Origin of the sequence: Streptomyces sp. NPDC006552 (genome assembly GCF_040611655.1) — a bacterium.
Lineage (GTDB): Bacteria > Actinomycetota > Actinomycetes > Streptomycetales > Streptomycetaceae > Streptomyces.
The window spans coordinates 130,873-147,646 of sequence record NZ_JBEXOS010000011.1; the positions used below are offsets into that span (position 1 = coordinate 130,873).

Below are 16,774 nucleotides of genomic sequence, written 5' to 3' on the forward strand. Positions count from 1 at the left end.
GGCCGCCGATGTCAGGACCCCGCCCCGTACGAGCCCCGCGCGGCACCGAGCTGACCACGCTCGGCTGGCAGCAGGAAGGCGCCCTGCGGATGCTCATGAACAACCTCGACGCCGAGGTCGCGGAGCACCCCGACAAGCTGGTCGTCTACGGGGGCACGGGCAAGGCGGCCCGGTCCTGGGAGGCGTTCGACGCGATCGTGCGCACGCTCAAGACGCTGAAGTCCGACGAGACGCTCCTCGTCCAGTCCGGCAAGCCGGTCGGCGTACTGCGCACCAGCGAGTGGGCGCCGCGCGTGCTCCTCGCCAACTCCAACCTGGTCGGCGACTGGGCCAACTGGGAGGAGTTCCGCAAGCTGGAGGCCGCGGGCCTGACCATGTACGGCCAGATGACGGCCGGTTCGTGGATCTACATCGGCTCGCAGGGCATCGTCCAGGGCACCTACGAGACCTTCGGCGCGGTCGCCCGCAAGAAGTTCGGCGGCACCCTCGCCGGGACGATCACCCTCACCGCGGGCGTCGGCGGCATGGGCGGTGCCCAGCCGCTCGCCGTCACCATGAACGAGGGTGTCGCCCTCTGTGTCGACGTCGACGAGACCCGCATCGACCGCCGCATCGGCACCCGCTACCTCGACGTCAAGGCCGACAACCTCGACCACGCCCTCGAACTCGCCGTCCAGGCCCGCGACGAGCGCCGCGCCCTGTCCATCGGCGTCGTCGGCAACGCCGCCGAGGTCTTCCCCGAGCTGCTGCGCCGCGAGGCCCCGATCGACATCGTCACGGACCAGACCTCCGCCCACGACCCGCTCGCCTACCTGCCCGTCGGCATCGCGGTGGCGGACTGGGACAAGGAGCGCGAGGCCGACCCGGCGGGCTTCACGGACAAGGCCCGGCACTCGATGCGGCTGCACGTCGAGGCCATGATCGGCTTCCTGGACCGCGGCGCCGAGGTCTTCGACTACGGCAACTCCATCCGCGACGAGGCCCGCAAGGCCGGCTGCGAACGCGCCTTCGACTTCCCCGGCTTCGTCCCGGCGCACATCCGCCCGCTCTTCGAGGAGGGCCTCGGCCCGTTCCGCTGGGCCGCCCTCTCCGGTGACCCGGAGGACATCGCCAAGACGGACAAGGCGATCAAGGAGCTGTTCCCGGACAACACACACCTGCACCGCTGGCTCGACATGGCCGCCGAGCGCATCTCCTTCGAGGGCCTGCCCGCCCGCATCTGCTGGCTCGGCTACGGCGAACGCCACCTGGCCGGCCTGAAGTTCAACGAGATGGTGGCGTCCGGCGAACTCTCCGCCCCCGTCGTCATCGGCCGCGACCACCTCGACTCCGGCTCGGTGGCCTCCCCGTACCGCGAGACCGAGGCCATGAAGGACGGCTCCGACGCGATCGCCGACTGGCCGCTGCTGAACGCCCTGGTCAACACGGCCTCCGGCGCCTCCTGGGTCTCCCTGCACCACGGCGGCGGCGTCGGCATGGGCCGCTCCATCCACGCGGGCCAGGTCTGCGTGGCGGACGGCACCGAACTGGCCGCCCAGAAGATCGAGCGCGTGCTCACCAACGACCCGGCGTTGGGCGTGATCCGGCACGTGGACGCGGGGTACGACCACGCGGTCGAGGTCGCGGCGGAGCGCGGGGTGCGGGTTCCGATGCGGGAGGGCGAGTGACCGGCGTTCCGCCCGCCGTGGCTGGTCGCGCGGTTCCCCGCGCCCCGGGCGGCGCCGACTTCCTGGCCATGTGGGAGGAGCTGCGGCCCATCGGGCGTCACCCGGAGACGAACGGCTACCGCCGCCACGCCTGGACCGGCGCCGACGCCGACTGCCGCGCGTGGTTCAAGGCCCAGGCCGAATCCCGCGGCCTGACCTACGAACTGGACCGCAACGGCAACCAGTGGGCCTGGCTCGGCGACCCGCAGGCGGGCGACGCGGTCGTCACCGGCTCCCACCTGGACTCGGTCCCCGACGGCGGCGCGTTCGACGGCCCCCTCGGCGTGGTCTCCTCCTTCGCGGCCCTGGACGAACTCCGCCACCGGGGAGCGGAGTTCACCAAGCCGCTGGCCATCACCAACTTCGGCGACGAGGAGGGCGCCCGCTTCGGCCTGGCCTGCGTGGGCTCCCGCCTCACCGGCGGCCACCTGACCCGCGAGCAGGCGTACGCCCTCACCGACGCCGACGGCACCACGCTGCCGCAGGCCATGGAGCGCGCCGGGTACGACCCCGAGACGATCGGCCCGGACCCCGAACGGCTGGCCCGCATCGGCGCGTTCGTCGAGCTCCACGTCGAACAGGGCCGCGCGCTCGACCTGTCCGGGGACGCGGTCGGCATCGCCAGCGCCATCTGGCCGCACGGCCGCTGGCGCTTCGACTTCCACGGCGAGGCCAACCACGCCGGCACCACCCGCCTGGCCGACCGCCGCGACCCGATGCTGCCGTACGCGCAGACGGTCCTCGCGGCCCGCACGCAGGCCCGGCTCGCGGGCGCGGTCGCCACCTTCGGCAAGATCGCGGTCGAGCCGAACGGCGTCAACGCCATCCCGTCCCTGGTCCGCGGCTGGCTCGACTCGCGCGCGGCCGACCAGGGTGCCCTGGACCGCACGGTCACGGCCATCGAGAAGGCGGCCCGCGAGTACGCCGACGCGCACGGCATCGACGTGACACTGACCCGGGAGTCCTTCACCCCGGTCGTCGACTTCGACCACGCGCTGCGCGACGAACTCGCCCGCATCCTCGGCACGAAGGCGGCCGCGGCCGACCTGACCGTCCCCGTCCTGGGGACCGGCGCGGGACACGACGCGGGAATCCTCGCCTCGTCCGTCCCCACCGCCATGCTGTTCGTACGCAACCCGACCGGCGTCTCGCACTCCCCGGCCGAGACCGCCGCCGAGGACGACTGCCTGGCGGGCGTGCGCGCACTGGCCGACGTACTGGAAGGGCTGGCCTGCAAGTGACGACGTACTGGCTGGAACACGCCTGGCTCGACCCCGTGGTGGAGCCGGGCGTGGTGGTGGACGTGTCCGACGCGGACGGCACCGGCACGATCCGGGACGTCCGCACGGACGTCCCGGTGCCCCCGCCGGGCGCCGTCGTCCTGCGCGGCCTCACCCTGCCCGGCCTCGCCAACGCGCACAGCCACGCCTTCCACCGGGCGCTGCGCGCCACGGTCCAGGTCGGCTCGGGCACCTTCTGGACCTGGCGCGAGACCATGTACTCGGTGGCCGACCGGCTCACCCCGGACACGTACCACGCGCTCGCGCGGGCGGTGTACGCGGAGATGGCGCTGGCCGGCATCACGGCCGTCGGCGAGTTCCACTACCTCCATCACGCCCCGGGCGGCACCCCCTACGCCGACCCGAACGCGATGGGGGAGGCGCTGATCGCCGCCGCCGACGAGGCGGGCATCCGCATCACCCTCCTCGACACGGCGTACGTCTCCGCCGCCATCGGAGACAAGCACAGCGGCAAGGCCCCCGACCGCCACCAGCAGCGCTTCTCCGACGGCACGACCCAGGCCTGGGCCGAGCGCGCGTCCCTGCTCAAGGAGCGCCCGCACGCCAGGATCGGCGCGGCCGTCCACTCCGTGCGCGCGGTCCCGGCCGCGCAGCTCGCGACGGTCGCGCAGTGGGCGGCCGAACGCCGGGCCCCGCTGCACGTCCACCTCTCCGAGCAGACCGCGGAGAACGAGGCGTGCCAGGCGGTCCACGGCTGCACCCCCACCCAGCTCCTGGCCGACCACGGGGTGCTGGGCGCCCGCACCACCGGCGTCCACAACACCCACCTCACCCCGGCGGACATCGCGCTGATCGGCGGCTCCGGCACCGGCACCTGCATGTGCCCGACGACGGAACGCGACCTCGCCGACGGCATCGGCCCGGCGGTGGCCCTGCAACAGGCGGGCTCCCCGCTCTCCCTCGGCTCCGACAGCCACGCCGTGATCGACCCGTTCGAGGAGGCGCGCGCGATGGAGCTGAACGAGCGGCTGCGCTCGCGCACCCGGGGCCACTGGACGGCGGCGGCGCTGCTGCGCGCGGCCACGGTAGACGGCCACGCCGCGCTCGGCTGGCCGGGCGCGGGCGTCCTGGAGAGCGGCGCGGTGGCGGACCTGGTGACGGTGCGGCTCGACTCGGTCCGCACGGCGGGCGCGCCGCCGCGCCTGGGCGCGGAGACGGCGGTGTTCGCGGCGAGCGCGGCGGATGTGACGGACGTGATCGCGGGAGGCCGCGAGATCGTCCGCGACGGCGCGCACACGCGGGTCGGTGACGTGGCGCAGGCGCTGTCGGCGGCGATCGCGGCGCTGCACTGACCCGGGGCCCCGGCCCAGGACGAGCCGTTCAGGCGAATCGACCCGCATCCGGCGACGGAGAGGAACCATGACCACCACGGCCATCACCCACATCGGCACCCTGGTCACCAACAACCCGGAACTCGGCGACGGCCCGCTCGGCCGGATCGATGACGCCGCACTCGTCATCGACGGCGACAAGATCGCCTGGGCGGGCCCGGCGAAGAACGTACCGGCGACGGACGAGGCCCACGACGCGGCCGGCCGCGCGGTGATCCCCGGCTTCGTCGACAGCCACTCCCACCTGCTGTTCGCGGGCGACCGCACGGCCGAGTTCAACGCCCGCATGGAGGGCCGCGCCTACTCCGCGGGCGGTATCCGTACGACGGTGGCGGCCACCCGCGCCGCGACCGACGCCGCTCTGGAGGCGAACCTCACCCACTACCTCGCGGAGGCGCTGCGCCAGGGCACGACCACCTTCGAGACGAAGTCCGGGTACGGCCTGACGACCGAGGACGAGTCCCGCGCCCTGCGGATCGCGGCGGCCCACACGGACGAGGTCACCTACCTCGGCGCCCACATCGTCTCCCCGGACTTCGCCGACGACCCGGCCGCGTACGTGGAGCTGGTCACCGGCGAGATGCTGGACGCCTGCGCACCGCACGCCCGCTGGATCGACGTGTTCTGCGAGAAGGGCGCCTTCGACGGCGACCAGGCACGGGCCATCCTGACGGCCGGCAAGGCCCGGGGCCTGCACCCGCGCATCCACGCCAACCAGCTCTCCTACGGGCCCGGCGTCCAGCTCGCCGTCGAACTCGACGCGGCCAGCGCGGACCACTGCACACACCTGACGGACGCGGACGTCGACGCCCTGGCCCACAGCGACACGGTCGCCACGCTGCTGCCCGGCGCCGAGTTCTCCACCCGCGCCCAGTGGCCGGACGCCCGCCGCCTCCTGGACGCGGGCGCCACGGTCGCGCTCTCCACGGACTGCAACCCGGGCTCGTCCTTCACCTCGTCCGTCCCGTTCTGCATCGCCCTCGCGGTACGGGACATGGGCATGACCCCCGACGAGGCCCTCTGGTCCGCCACGGCGGGCGGCGCGCAGGCACTGCGCCGCACGGACATCGGCCACCTCGCCCCCGGCGCCCGAGCGGACCTCACCCTCCTGGCCGCCCCCAGCCACGTCCACCTGGCATACCGCCCGGGCGTCCCGCTGGTGTCACAGGTGTGGCGGGGAGGGGTGCGTGCTGTCTGACGCAGCGGACGTCACAGCTTGTATGCGAGCAAGACCTTCCGGACCTTCGGGAGTGTGCTGCCGTGCAGCACCAATCTGAACACCTTGTCGTCCAGGGCTGTCAGCACGTCGGTCAGCCGGTTCGCCGCGTGCAGCTCGGCGACACAGAGCTGGAAGAATCGTGCCGCCGCCTCCTCCTGCTGCCGGGAGTAGTCGCTGCGCGGCTCGAACAGGGCGATGAGGAGGAAACTCAAGTCCTGCGCGGAGAGCACGTCGGCCGCCGTGAGTACGAATTCGCGTACCTGTGACACGTCGGTCTCGGCGAGGGCGAGGTCGCCCCAGGGCGGAACGGAGCGGCCCTTGCCCAGGAGTTCGCGACTGTGATCGACCAGCGTGCGGCAACAGGCGTGAGCCAGCCCGGTGTTCCCCCGCTTGATCAGGTGGGGGACGACCGCGATCAACATGCCGCCACTGAGCGACGCGGGCCGCGCTCGGCGCATGACCCGCACCAGGGCCCCGTCGTCCGGGTCGAGCAAGTCGAAGACCTCCGCCGCGACGTCTGCGGAGCGCACTCCGGTGAGGAGGTTCTCCGGCACCTCGTCCCGCATGCGGTAGAACAGGCCCTGGGGCCTCTTCGGCGGCTCCCAGTGCCGGTGCAACGTGACGAGGTCCCTAGGGGGCATCACCGCGCAGGCCCCGTCGACGACGCACCTCAGAGCTGACGGCGTACCTCTACGGCGCCGGGGGTCCCGCCGCGCCTTGACGCTCATGAGCCCTGTGCCGAAGGCGGCAACCACCTCCACGGTCCGGGTGTGCGCGACCTCTTCGGCCAGCCGGTTACGCCGGATCACGTCACCGCGCCCGTCGAGCCAGGTCACCAGGTCGATCAGGTCTTCCACCGACCGCCCCTGCGCCGCTTCGGTCAACTCGCGGCCCGCCTCCTGGGCCCCGCCTGCTTCCCACAGCACAACGAGCCGCTCTTTGAGCGCGGTCAATGGCAGTGCACCGGGCACATCGCTCTCGCGCGCGGCCAGCTCCTCCTCCATCTCCCTGACCCGTCGCTCGAGGTCCTCGCACCTGCGCTCCGCGTCCGCGCGCAATGCGGTCGCCTCCACCAGATCGGCCCGCAACCGGGCTACCTCTTCGGCGAGCCCTGTGCGCTCGTGCTCGCTGCCGACGGCGTCCTCCTCGCGCCGCACCCGTAGCGCGACCTCGTCCCGCCAGTCCTCCTGGATCTGCGTCAGCTCTCCCTGGACGGCGCGGATCTCCTCTTCCCGCCGCTCCAACAACACGTGCAATGCCTCTTGCTGCCGCGCGAGCCGATCGACCTCGCGCTGCGAGCGCTCCATCTCCGTCCGCAGTGTCTCCAGTTCGTACGCGGCGGGATCGGTCTCCTTCACCGCGGCGAGCCGCAACTGGTCTATGCGCTTGCGTACTTCGGGCTTCAGCCGCGTCCCGCGTCGCTGTTCGACCTCCCGCACGAGACGGTCGACGAAGTCGAGCGGTGCCACCTTCTTGCCGCGCAGGAAGCGAGAGACGGTGGACTTGTCCCGGTGGATCCGCACGGCGTACGCGTTCTGCGAGACCCCCAGGCCGTTGAACAGCTCGGTCAACGCGTTGCCCAGCGCGACAACCTCGGCGACGTCACCCCGCTCGACCGCACCCGAATCGCGAGGTGAGGGCAGTGCCGTGGACACGAGGGGCCTCCCTGGGGCGTTGTCCTGAAAACGGCAACAGTTGCCGCTGTCGCAACATAACGCCCGCCACGGACAGTCGAGTTCCCCGAGCCGGCCTCCGGCTCACCGAAGGAAGGAACCGCACCACCGTGGCAAGCCCCTGGACGAACCTGGCCACCGGCGCGCGCTGGATCCAACGTGTCCTCATCGTCCTCCTCGCCCTGCTCCCTCTCCTCGTCGTGACGCTGGCCTACGTCCCCGCGCTCGCCTTGCTGCCGTTCTTCCCGGCGGCAGGGGAACGGACCCGGGACATGGTCCGTCAACTCACGACGTGGACGCGTACGGCGCTGATCGCCAGCCGTAACCGCTGAACGGCCTCGCGCCGACGGTCAGGAGGGGGCACCGGGTGACTCGACGGGCAGCCCCCGCTCCAGCGCCGCGCCAGCCAACCGCTTGTCGTAGGTGACGAACGCCGTCAGAGCGTGTTCCAGGTACTCGGCACTGGCCAAGTGGATCGCGTCGAGGCTGCGCAGATGCGGTAGAGGGAACATCCCGGCGGCCCGCAACACGGGATCGGTGACCCGAATCCGCAACAGTCTGTCCAGCAGCTCCTCCGCCGCGTCGCCCACTTCGGGCTCGGCACCCACGCGCACCAGCACCCGGAACACCTCCGTCTGCGAGAGCGCCGACGTCACATGCCCTTCTGTGGCGCGCGCCGAGAGGAACGTACGCAGCGCGCCGGTCTCGGCCTCCGGCACGAGGAGCTTCAGCAGTGCGCAGGAATCGAGGTAGATCACCGGTCCTCTTCCTCGCGCATCTTGAGGAGAACCTCGGACAGTTTGGCCGGAGCATCCGGCCGGGCGGGCAAGGGCTGCCAGTCCCCGAGGCCGGGTGCGGACGCCGCGTTGCCAGGATCCACCGTCCCTGTGCGCACGAGGTCTTCCATGACGCGCTGCTCCGGGGCCGGCGGCCCGAGAACAGCGATCAGGCGTCCGTTGCGAGTGATCTCCACCCGCTCGCCCGCCGCCACGCGGTCGATGAGCTCGCTGGCGTGCTGCTGCAGCTGCCCGAGGGGCACGCGTGTGGTCATGACCTCACGCTACGAGGACCGTGCGGCGCTTTCCATAAACGTGCGGTGCTTTCACCCGGCCGAGTCGGGGCCGCCCCGGCACGCACAGGGCTCACGCCCACATCCCGCCGTCGACCCGCAGGACCGTCCCCGTGACGTAGGAGGCGCGGTCGCTCAGCAGCCAGGCGGCGGCCTGGGCGATCTCGCGGGGGTCGGCGGCGCGGCCCAGTGGGGTCTGGGAGTTGAGGTGGTCGAGGGTGCCGGGCGCGCGGTCGTCCCAGGCGCGCAGCATCTCCGTGAGCGTGGTGCCGGGCGCGACGGCGTTGACGCGGATGTTCTCCGGCCCGTACGTGACGGCGGCGGACGCGGTGAGGCTGTTGACCGCCCGCTTCGCCGCGCCGTAGGCGGGCAGCGCCGGGTTGGCCAGCAGGCTGCCGACGCTGGAGGTGTTCACGATGGCGCCGCGTCCGGCCGTGGCGCGGATGGCGGCGACCTGCGCCCGCATCGCGAGCCACGGGCCCTTGAGGTTCACCGCGGTCACGGCGTCGAAGTCGGCCTCCGACAGCGTGTCCATCGGGCCGGGCGGCTGCCCCGTCGCACCGTTGTTGAAAGCCACGTCGAGCCGGCCGTACCGCTCCACGGCCCGCTGGACGGCGGCCCGGACGCTGTCCCCGTCGGCGAGGTCGCACACGACGTGGTCCGCGGTGCCGCCCGCCGCCCTGATCTCCGCGGCGACGGCCTCCAGCTGGCTCTCGGTGCGGGCCGCGAGCAGCACCCGGGCACCCTCCTCGGCGAAGAGGCGGGCGGCGGCCGCGCCGATGCCGCGCCCGGCACCGCTGACGAAGGCGACCTTGCCGGCGAGCAGGCCGGACGGGGAAGAAGCGAAAGCGCTCGGTGTGTGGTCCATGCCGCCGAGCCTGTGCCCGGCGGCCCGGCCCATCCAGGCACCGGCGGTACCTGGATGCACGCCCGCCACCCCCGCACACTGGACCGGTGAACCGACGACACCTCGCGGAGTTCCTGCGCAACCGGCGCGAACGCATCACCCCCGCCGACGCGGGCCTGCCCGCGGGACCGCGCCGCCGTACCCCGGGCCTGCGCCGCGAGGAGGTGGCACAGCTCGCGTACATCTCGACCGAGTACTACACGCGCCTGGAGCAGGCCCGCGCCCCGCACCCGTCGCGCGAGGTGCTCGCCCAGCTCGCCCGCGCCCTGCGCCTGTCGGACGTGGAGCGCGACCACCTCCACCACCTGGCCGGCACCCCGCCGGGCCCCGCCTCCGGCCCCTCGCGCGAGGTCCGGCAGAGCATCGTCGACCTGCTGGAGCGGCTGCCGATGTCGGCGGCCCTGGTGCTGTCGGCGACGTACGAGGTCATCGCCTGGAACGCGCTGGCCGCCGCCCTGATGGAGGATTTCTCGCGCCTCGGCCGCCGGGACCGCAACCTCGTGCGCCGGGCGTTCCTCGGCCCGCACCAGGAGAGCGGACGGCTGTACGGGGTCACGGACGCGGACGCGTTCTTCCGGACCTCGGTCCAGCATCTGCGGGCCACGGCCGCGCGCTACCCGGACGATCCGGAGGTGCGGTCCCTGGTCGGCGAACTGCTCACCGGCAGCGCGGAGTTCGCCCGTCTGTGGGCCGACCACGAGGTGGCGGCGCGGCCCACCCTGTGCAAGACCTTCGAGCACCCCGTGGTCGGTCGCCTCGCGGTCACCTGCGACGTCCTGGACATCACCGACCGCGACCAGCGGGTGGTCATCTACACGGCCGCACCGGGCTCCGCGGCGGAGGAAGCCCTGCGCCTGCTGTCGGTCATCGGCACGCAGCGCATGGACGTACCGGGCTGACGGGCGCGGCCGGCAGAGCAGAGCCCGCCCGTGGCCGGCGTGGGCCGCGGGCGGGCTCGCGAAGGCGGGGGGGCTACTCCTCGACCGTCAGCCCCTTGCGCAGCTTGACGAGCGTGCGCGAGAGCAGCCGGGACACGTGCATCTGCGAGATGCCCAACTCCTCGCCGATCTCGGACTGCGTCATATTGGCGACGAAGCGCAGCGAGAGGATCTTGCGGTCCCGCGGCGGAAGCGAGGCGATCATCGGCTTCAGGGACTCGACGTACTCGATGCCTTCGAGGCCGTGGTCCTCGTAGCCGATCCGGTCCGCGAGCGCGCCCTCGGAGTCGTCCTCCTCGGGCTGGGCGTCGAGCGAACTGGCGGTGTACGCGTTCGACGCCGCCATCCCCTCGACGACCTCCTCGTTCGACAGGCCCAGGCGCGCGGCGAGCTCGGCCACCGTGGGGGCCCGGTCGAGCTGCTGGGCGAGCTCGTCGCCCGCCTTGGCGAGGTCGAGACGGAGTTCCTGAAGGCGCCGGGGGACCCGCACCGACCAGGAGGTGTCGCGGAAGAAGCGCTTGATCTCACCGACGATGGTTGGCATCGCGAAGGTGGGGAACTCGACGCCACGGCTCAGCTCGAAGCGGTCGATGGCCTTGATCAGGCCGATGGTCCCGACCTGGATGATGTCCTCCATCGGCTCGCTGCGGGAGCGGAACCGGGAGGCCGCGAACTTGACCAGGGCGAGGTTGAGTTCGACCAGCGTGTTGCGGACGTAAGAATATTCGTGGGTGCCCTCTTCGAGGGCCTCGAGACGCTGGAAGAGCGTCTTGGAAAGGGCGCGGGCGTCGACCGCCCCCACCTCGGCGAACGGCGGGATCTCCGGGAGCCCGTCAAGTCCTGCCAGAGCGTCGGACTCGAGGTCGGAGCGGCGGTCCGGTGTGGGTGTCGACGTCGCCAGGTCAGTACGCGACTCGTCGAGCCGGGGTGACATGATGTCCTCCATCGTTCTCGGCATATGGCTGCCGATGCCAATACGTGCACCTTCGGGAGTGCGGCGCCTCCAAAGCCGACGAGTTCGTGTTCCGTCCTTACTAGGCCTACCCGGTTTCGTCGCCGCGTCGCAAGTGCGCTATAACCCTAAATGTCCGTTTCTCGGGGGTTGTTCGGGTACCGGGGGGCGCGGAGAAGGCGTAATGTTCGAGGGCGTCAATCGGCACGTCGAAGGCAGCGAGAGAGAGACGTCATGGACCGCGGGACAGTCGGCAGCGCGCATCGGGGCCGGCTTCTGGTCGAGGTACGGCATGAGGGCTCCAGTGCCGTCGTCACCCCGGTGGGTGAGCTGGATCACCACACCGCCGATCTGCTGCGCGAGCCCTTGGAAGAATGCCTGGTCAGCGGGGTTTCCCGGCTGGTGGTGGACTGCACGCGCCTCGAGTTCTGCGACTCGACGGGGCTGAACGTGCTGCTCGGTGCCCGGCTCAAGGCCGAGGCCGCGGGCGGCGGGGTCCACCTGGCCGGAATGCAGCCGGTGGTGGCCCGCGTCTTCGAGATCACCGGCGCGGATGCCGTCTTTACGGTGCATGAATCCCTCGCGGCGGCGCTCGCGGCGGAGTGAGCGGATGACCCCGCGCCTTCGGGCTGGAGAAGTTACGCTCCAGTTGTCTCCCTGTGATCGAGGCGTTATCGGCGTCACAGGGTCCGCACCGAATCGATGGGTGTTCTCGTCGTTCGGCCGGGCAGGAGACACCCGACCGGCCCTGCAACCCTGAGTCCTGAAGTGAAGCTGAATTGGTAAATCGGTGAGGTGAAGTGCTGATGAGCGCCACCCGGCCTTACTCGCCGGGCGACCACGGCCCCGAGTCGGGCGACGTCCCGGCTCCCGGCGGCCGTCAGGTCCGCACGCTGAGCCTCGCTGGGGCGAGCGGCATCGTGCCGCTGGCCCGCGACTTCTCCCGCGAAGCGCTGCACGAGTGGGGGTGGCTGCCCGCCCCGAGCCCCGACCTGCGCGCCGCCGCGGAGGATGTGCTGCTCGTCGTCTCCGAGCTGGTCACCAACGCCTGCCTGCACGCCGAGGGCCCGGACATGCTGACGGTCTCCCTCGACAACAAGGTGCTGCGCGTGGAGGTCGCCGACCACGGTGCCGGGCAGCCCGAGCCGCGCACCCCGCACCGCGCCGGGCGCCCCGGCGGCCACGGCATGTTCATCGTCGAGCGCCTCTGCCTCGACTGGGGCGTCACGCGCACGCCCGGGGTCGCGGGCAAGACCGTCTGGGCGGAGCTGGGCACCCCCGGCTGAGCCGTCCCGGCCGGTCCCGGCTGCTTCCCGCCCGCCGCCGAAGAGCACGCCGGATCGTCTCCGATCCGGCGTGCTCTTTGTCTTCCCTCGGCAAGGGCCCCGGCGTACCTTGAGCCCCCGCATCTGATGAACCGTCAGCAACGGTCGGTCTGAAGGGATTCCGAGGTGTCGTACCGGACGTACCCGAAACGAACCGCCGCGTACGCGCTCAGCGCGGCACTGGCCGGCTCCGCGGTGCTGATGGCGGCCCCCGCGGCCCACGCCACGGTGCAGAACGTCAACTACCAGTGCAAGACGCCGATCGGGAACAAGAGTGCCGTCTCCCCGATCGACATGAAGAGCGTCCGCAGCGGTGGCGGCTACAAGATCACCATGTCGTTCCAGAAGGGCGTCTCCTCCAGCCCGGTCGAGCTGGGCAAGGGCGCGATGAACCCCAGCGCGGTGATCAGGCTGGGCGGCGTGGAGAGCGGCACCCTCGCGGTCTCGGGCCCGGCCAACGCGGCGGCCATCCCCGCCAACAGCCCCATCAGGATCAGCGATCTCTCCGGCACGTACACGCCGAAGAAGAGCGGCAAGGTGACGTTCACCGCCGGCGTGCTCACCATCAAGGCGCTCGGTACGACGACGACGTGCACACCGGCCAGGACTCCCGATCCGTCGCTGGAGCTGGACGTGACGGCGGCGGGCGGTTCCGGCGGCGGGTCCGGGTCCAGTGGCGGGGGCGGGCCCCGGTCCGGCTCCTCCGGGAGCGGGCAGCTGCCGCAGACCGGGCCGCAGGACTCGACGGTCGCGCTCGGCATGTTGGGCGGCACGGTGCTTCTTGCCGGGGCGGGGGGAGCGCTGTGGCTGAATCGGCGGCATCAGGGGGCGGCCCGTTAGGGGGCTCGGGCCGCGGGCGCGCAGCGATGATGTCGCACTCGGCCGCGACCGTGCGGCCCCTTCCACGTCCGGGCCACGGGGCTCCGTCCCGGACCCCGCTCCGCAATCGCCGGAGGGGCTTGAGGACGGGCGTCGCTCGGCGGGGGCTGGCGGTGGGTGTCCTTCTGGTGGTGGGAGGTGTGCTGGGGGGTGGTGTCGGGGGTGCCGCGTCGGCGCGGTGGTCGCTCGCGGTGAGCGGCTCGCGGCCGTACATCTATGCCGAGGGCGCCCCCGGCAGCGTCCTGGAGGACACGGTGGCCGTCAGCAATCCGACCGCCGGGGCCGTGCGGATCACGCTGCGCGGCAGCGGTGCCCGGATCACGTTCGCCGCGGCGTCCGTGCGGGTCCCGGCCCGCACCCGCGCGGAGGTCCCCTTCGCGCTCACCGTCCCGGCGGGCGCGTCCCCGGGCGAGCGCACCGGCGCGATCGTGGCGGAGGGCGGCGGCCGCACCGCCCGGGTCGGCGTGCACCTGCGGGTCAGCGGCCCCGCCCTGGCGGCGCTCACCGTCGAGCACGTGCGGATCGTCGCCGGGGACCGGATCACGTACGAGGTCGTGAACCGGGGCAACACGACCCTCACGCCCCGCCTCGCGGTCACGGCCGACGGCGTCCTCGGCACCGTCCTGGACCGCAAGGCGCGGACCCTGCCGGTGCGGCTGCCGCCCGGCCGCCGGGCCGCCCTCAGCGAACCCTGGCGCGACGCCCCGGCGCTCGACGCCGTCGACGTGCGGGTGACGGTGACGGCGGGCGGCGGCGCGCGGGACACGGCGACGGCGAGCGCCCGGTTCGTGCCACGGGGGCCCCTCGGCGGCGGCCTCGCCGCGCTCGCGGCGGCCGGCTGGGCCGCCCACCGCCTCGTCCGCCGCCGGCGGGGCCGTCCGAGCACCGGCGACCCAAGGAGCGCGTCATGACCCGCAGCGCACCGGCCACGCGGCTGCTGACCGTCCTCGCCCTGGTGGCCGCGCTCCTCGTGGGCACGGCGCCGTGGTCCGCGGCGGCCGCGGACACCCCCACCGTCACCCTCTCCGCGGCCCAGGCCGGCACCGGCGGCTCGGTCACCGTCAAGGGCGCCGGCTGGGGGCCAAGGGCGCTGCTGATGCTGCTGGTCTGCGGGCGCTCCAGCCCCGCGCGCGGCGTCATCGGCGGCACCAACTCCTGCGCCAACGCCGACGGCCGCGCCGTCACCACCGACACCCGCGGCGCGTTCAGCAGGAAGCTGCCGGTCGCCGAGCCGCCGGTGCCCTGCCCCTGCGTCGTCCACGTGGCGGCCGTGACCGGCGGCGCGAAGGCCCGCGCGGACGCCGTGCTGAAGGTCGCCGGTCATCCGGTGGCGGCCCTGCCCGCCGCGTCCGGCACGGGACAGCTGGCCATGGTCACCGACACCCGTCTCGACGGGTCGAGCGGCGTCCTCACCTGGTTCGGCGCCCCGCCCGCGCGGACGTTCACCTTCACCGTGGGCAACACCGGCCCGGCCCCCGTCAAGGACCCGGTCTTCCAGGTCGGCACCGCGCACGGAGTGTTCGCGCCCGTGTACGAGGAGCGGCAGTGGCGCGGCACCGTCCGGCCCGGCCGCAAGGCGCGGATCGAGCTTCCCGTGGAGCTGGACGCCGGCGCCCACGGCGGCTACCTGGTCTCGCTGAAGTACGGCGGGAAGGTCCTGGCCGAGCAGCCCTGGGGCGTCGGCCGCCCCTGGGGCGTCACCCTCTTCTGGATCCTGCTCTGCGTCGTCGTCCCGGCCGCCGTCTTCCGGGCCGGGATGGCGGTCGTGGACCGGCTGCGGCCGCGCGCGAAGTACGCCCAGGGCCGCCACCGCGGCGCCCAGCACCTGGCCGACCGCACCGTGCGCCTGCCGAAGGCGCGCCTGCCGCAGCGGGCGGCGCCCGCGCCCGGCCACGACGGCGCGGACACCGCCGCCACTCCGACGACCCTGCCCTGGTTCGCTCCGGACGCCGGTCCGGGCGGGCCCGCGGCCGGTCAGCTCTCCGCACCGTCCGACACCAGCCAGACGACGAAGGGAAACACGTGAGAAGGCAACGGAGAGCCGGTGCGGCCGGCTGTGCCCTGATCCTGTCCGGAGCGGGCCTGTGGCTGGCCGCCGCCGGGCCGGCGCACGCGGCCGCGTCCTCGTTCGCGACGGAGTGCGTCCCGCCGCCCATATCCGGACTGCCCCCGGTCGAGGGCACCACGGTGGCCGACATCACGGCCCCGGCGACGGCCAGGGTCGGCGACGAGATCGACGTCGTGTGGAAGACCACCCAGGCCGCCTCGAAGAACCCGGACGTCCTCGATCTCGACGCCGACACCGTGCAGCCCACGGGCACGGTCAAGGTCGGCGGCGCGCAGAGCGGTGACCTCAAGGTGCAGGGTCCCCGGAAGAACCCGGCGATCCCGAAGAACAGTCCGATGGTGCTGTCCGACATGACCGGCAAGCTGAAGCTGACCGTGGCCGGGGACGTGACGCTGACCCCGGACGCGTACACCATCAACGTCAACAAGCCGATCTCCACCGACACCAAGTGCACGCCCAAGGCGACGGTCGAGCCGGCGGTGACCATCAAGGTCACGGACGGAGCGGGCACGAGCACCGGCGGCACCGGCGCCGGGGGCGCGGCGGCGGGCGGCACGGACACCGGAGGAGCCGCGGGCGGCTCGGCCACCGGCGGCACCGGCACGGGCGGCACCGGCACCGGCGGGACCACGACGGCCGGTGACAGCGGTGGCGGCACCGGCGGCGGCGGTGGCCGGAGTGACTTCACCGGCAAGGAGGTGTCGGTCCCGTACGCCTGCAAGACTCCCATCGGTGACAAGAACGCCACGTCCCCGGTGCAGATCAACGCCAAGAAGGACGGCGGCGCCTACGCCCTCACCGTCCAGTTCAAGAAGGCCGTCATGGACAGCCCCGCCGACATCCCGGCCGACTCGGTCCGACCGACGATGGCGGTGAAGCTGGGCGGCGCCGACAAGGGCACCGTGAAGGTCGAGGGCCCGGCCAACAAGGAACCCATCAAGTCCGGCGACCCGATGACGATCCCGGACCTGACGGGCACCTACAAGCCGGGCGCCGACGGGAAGTCGACCCTGTCGCCGGGGGTCCTCACGGTGCAGGCGCTGGGCACGACCACCACCTGTACGCCGACGAAGACGGAGGTCTCCCTGGAGATCGACACGAAGGCGGTGGAGGGCGGCGCGACCGGCGGCACGGGCTCGGGCTCCGCTTCCGGCGCGGCGGGCGGCTCGGCGGGCGGTTCCTCGGCGACGGGCGGCGGCCTCGCCGAGACGGGCGCCTCGAACGACGGCGCCCTGCGCGCCCTCGGCCTGGTGGCCGGCACGGTGATCCTGCTGGGCGGCGCGGTCTTCACGTTCCTGCCCGGGCGCCGGGCGGCGCGCGGCAGGTGACCTGCCCGGTACGGGCGAAGGGAGCTTCAACGGCAGCGACTACTACCTGAAGACCGCCACCGAGATGCGCGCGCTCTT

General features: G+C 72.8%; 17 protein-coding genes. 12 read left to right on the top strand and 5 right to left on the bottom strand.

The window, feature by feature from the left end:
- The first annotated feature begins 8 nt into the window (after nucleotides 1-8).
- The 4 genes from hutU to hutI all read left to right on the top strand — a co-directional run bounded on the left by hutU (nucleotide 9) and on the right by hutI (nucleotide 5,536).
- On the top strand, nucleotides 9-1,667 hold the full coding sequence (hutU, locus tag ABZY33_RS09870) for a urocanate hydratase (RefSeq protein ID WP_356490999.1): 1,659 nt from the start codon (nucleotides 9-11) through the stop codon (nucleotides 1,665-1,667).
- Nucleotides 1,668-1,735: 68 nt separating this feature from the next.
- Complete coding sequence (locus ABZY33_RS09875; protein ID WP_356491024.1) at nucleotides 1,736-2,947, top strand: allantoate amidohydrolase; 1,212 nt, start codon at nucleotides 1,736-1,738, stop codon at nucleotides 2,945-2,947.
- Nucleotides 2,938-4,299 (top strand): formimidoylglutamate deiminase, encoded by a 1,362-nt coding sequence (locus ABZY33_RS09880; protein ID WP_356491025.1) that lies wholly within the window; start codon nucleotides 2,938-2,940, stop codon nucleotides 4,297-4,299. Before ABZY33_RS09875 ends, ABZY33_RS09880 begins: the two co-directional genes overlap by 10 nt.
- 67 nt (nucleotides 4,300-4,366) lie before the next feature.
- On the top strand, nucleotides 4,367-5,536 hold the full coding sequence (gene hutI, locus ABZY33_RS09885) for an imidazolonepropionase (protein WP_356491000.1): 1,170 nt from the start codon (nucleotides 4,367-4,369) through the stop codon (nucleotides 5,534-5,536).
- A gap of 11 nt (nucleotides 5,537-5,547) precedes the next feature.
- On the opposite strand, the gene ABZY33_RS09890 is transcribed toward hutI, so the two are convergent.
- Nucleotides 5,548-7,212 carry a hypothetical protein gene (locus ABZY33_RS09890; RefSeq protein ID WP_356491001.1) on the bottom strand — a complete coding sequence of 555 codons (1,665 nt, stop codon included), beginning with the start codon at nucleotides 7,210-7,212 and terminating at the stop codon, nucleotides 5,548-5,550.
- A 128-nt stretch (nucleotides 7,213-7,340) separates the two neighbouring features.
- Here ABZY33_RS09890 and ABZY33_RS09895 point away from each other — a divergent pair, with 128 nt between their 5' ends.
- The gene (locus ABZY33_RS09895) at nucleotides 7,341-7,562 is read left to right on the top strand and encodes a hypothetical protein (RefSeq protein WP_356491002.1); all 222 of its coding nucleotides are present in this window, start codon (nucleotides 7,341-7,343) and stop codon (nucleotides 7,560-7,562) included.
- A gap of 18 nt (nucleotides 7,563-7,580) precedes the next feature.
- Here ABZY33_RS09895 and ABZY33_RS09900 read toward each other — a convergent pair whose 3' ends face one another.
- From ABZY33_RS09900 to ABZY33_RS09910, 3 genes are all read right to left on the bottom strand, one after another.
- Nucleotides 7,581-7,988, bottom strand: a complete 408-nt coding sequence (locus ABZY33_RS09900) for a type II toxin-antitoxin system VapC family toxin (protein ID WP_356491003.1) — start codon at nucleotides 7,986-7,988, stop codon at nucleotides 7,581-7,583.
- Nucleotides 7,985-8,281 carry a type II toxin-antitoxin system prevent-host-death family antitoxin gene (locus ABZY33_RS09905; protein WP_356491004.1) on the bottom strand — a complete coding sequence of 99 codons (297 nt, stop codon included), beginning with the start codon at nucleotides 8,279-8,281 and terminating at the stop codon, nucleotides 7,985-7,987. Before ABZY33_RS09905 ends, ABZY33_RS09900 begins: the two co-directional genes overlap by 4 nt.
- A 91-nt stretch (nucleotides 8,282-8,372) precedes the next feature.
- Nucleotides 8,373-9,167, bottom strand: coding sequence for an SDR family oxidoreductase (locus tag ABZY33_RS09910; protein WP_356491005.1), 795 nt, complete (start codon nucleotides 9,165-9,167; stop codon nucleotides 8,373-8,375).
- 86 nt (nucleotides 9,168-9,253) lie between these two features.
- Here ABZY33_RS09910 and ABZY33_RS09915 point away from each other — a divergent pair, with 86 nt between their 5' ends.
- Entirely contained in the window at nucleotides 9,254-10,105 is an 852-nt protein-coding gene (locus ABZY33_RS09915) for a helix-turn-helix transcriptional regulator (RefSeq protein WP_356491006.1), read from the top strand.
- 73 nt (nucleotides 10,106-10,178) lie between these two features.
- On the opposite strand, the gene ABZY33_RS09920 is transcribed toward ABZY33_RS09915, so the two are convergent.
- Nucleotides 10,179-11,078, bottom strand: coding sequence for an RNA polymerase sigma factor SigF (locus tag ABZY33_RS09920; protein ID WP_356491026.1), 900 nt, complete (start codon nucleotides 11,076-11,078; stop codon nucleotides 10,179-10,181).
- A 252-nt stretch (nucleotides 11,079-11,330) separates the two neighbouring features.
- On the opposite strand from ABZY33_RS09920, the gene ABZY33_RS09925 reads away from it, so the two are divergent.
- The 6 genes from ABZY33_RS09925 to ABZY33_RS09950 all read left to right on the top strand — a co-directional run bounded on the left by ABZY33_RS09925 (nucleotide 11,331) and on the right by ABZY33_RS09950 (nucleotide 16,696).
- A complete protein-coding gene (locus ABZY33_RS09925; protein ID WP_356491007.1) occupies nucleotides 11,331-11,702 on the top strand; it encodes an STAS domain-containing protein in 372 nt (123 codons plus the stop codon).
- A 200-nt stretch (nucleotides 11,703-11,902) separates the two neighbouring features.
- On the top strand, nucleotides 11,903-12,382 hold the full coding sequence (locus tag ABZY33_RS09930) for an ATP-binding protein (protein WP_356491008.1): 480 nt from the start codon (nucleotides 11,903-11,905) through the stop codon (nucleotides 12,380-12,382).
- A gap of 165 nt (nucleotides 12,383-12,547) precedes the next feature.
- On the top strand, nucleotides 12,548-13,261 hold the full coding sequence (locus ABZY33_RS09935) for an LPXTG cell wall anchor domain-containing protein (protein ID WP_356491009.1): 714 nt from the start codon (nucleotides 12,548-12,550) through the stop codon (nucleotides 13,259-13,261).
- Nucleotides 13,262-13,491: 230 nt separating this feature from the next.
- Complete coding sequence (locus tag ABZY33_RS09940) at nucleotides 13,492-14,211, top strand: hypothetical protein (protein WP_356491010.1); 720 nt, start codon at nucleotides 13,492-13,494, stop codon at nucleotides 14,209-14,211.
- Entirely contained in the window at nucleotides 14,208-15,326 is a 1,119-nt protein-coding gene (locus ABZY33_RS09945) for a hypothetical protein (RefSeq protein ID WP_356491011.1), read from the top strand. Before ABZY33_RS09940 ends, ABZY33_RS09945 begins: the two co-directional genes overlap by 4 nt.
- Nucleotides 15,323-16,696: a hypothetical protein gene (locus ABZY33_RS09950; protein WP_356491012.1), complete on the top strand. Its 1,374-nt coding sequence runs from the start codon at nucleotides 15,323-15,325 to the stop codon at nucleotides 16,694-16,696. The genes ABZY33_RS09945 and ABZY33_RS09950 overlap by 4 nt, the downstream gene beginning before the upstream one ends.
- Nucleotides 16,697-16,774 lie beyond the last annotated feature (78 nt).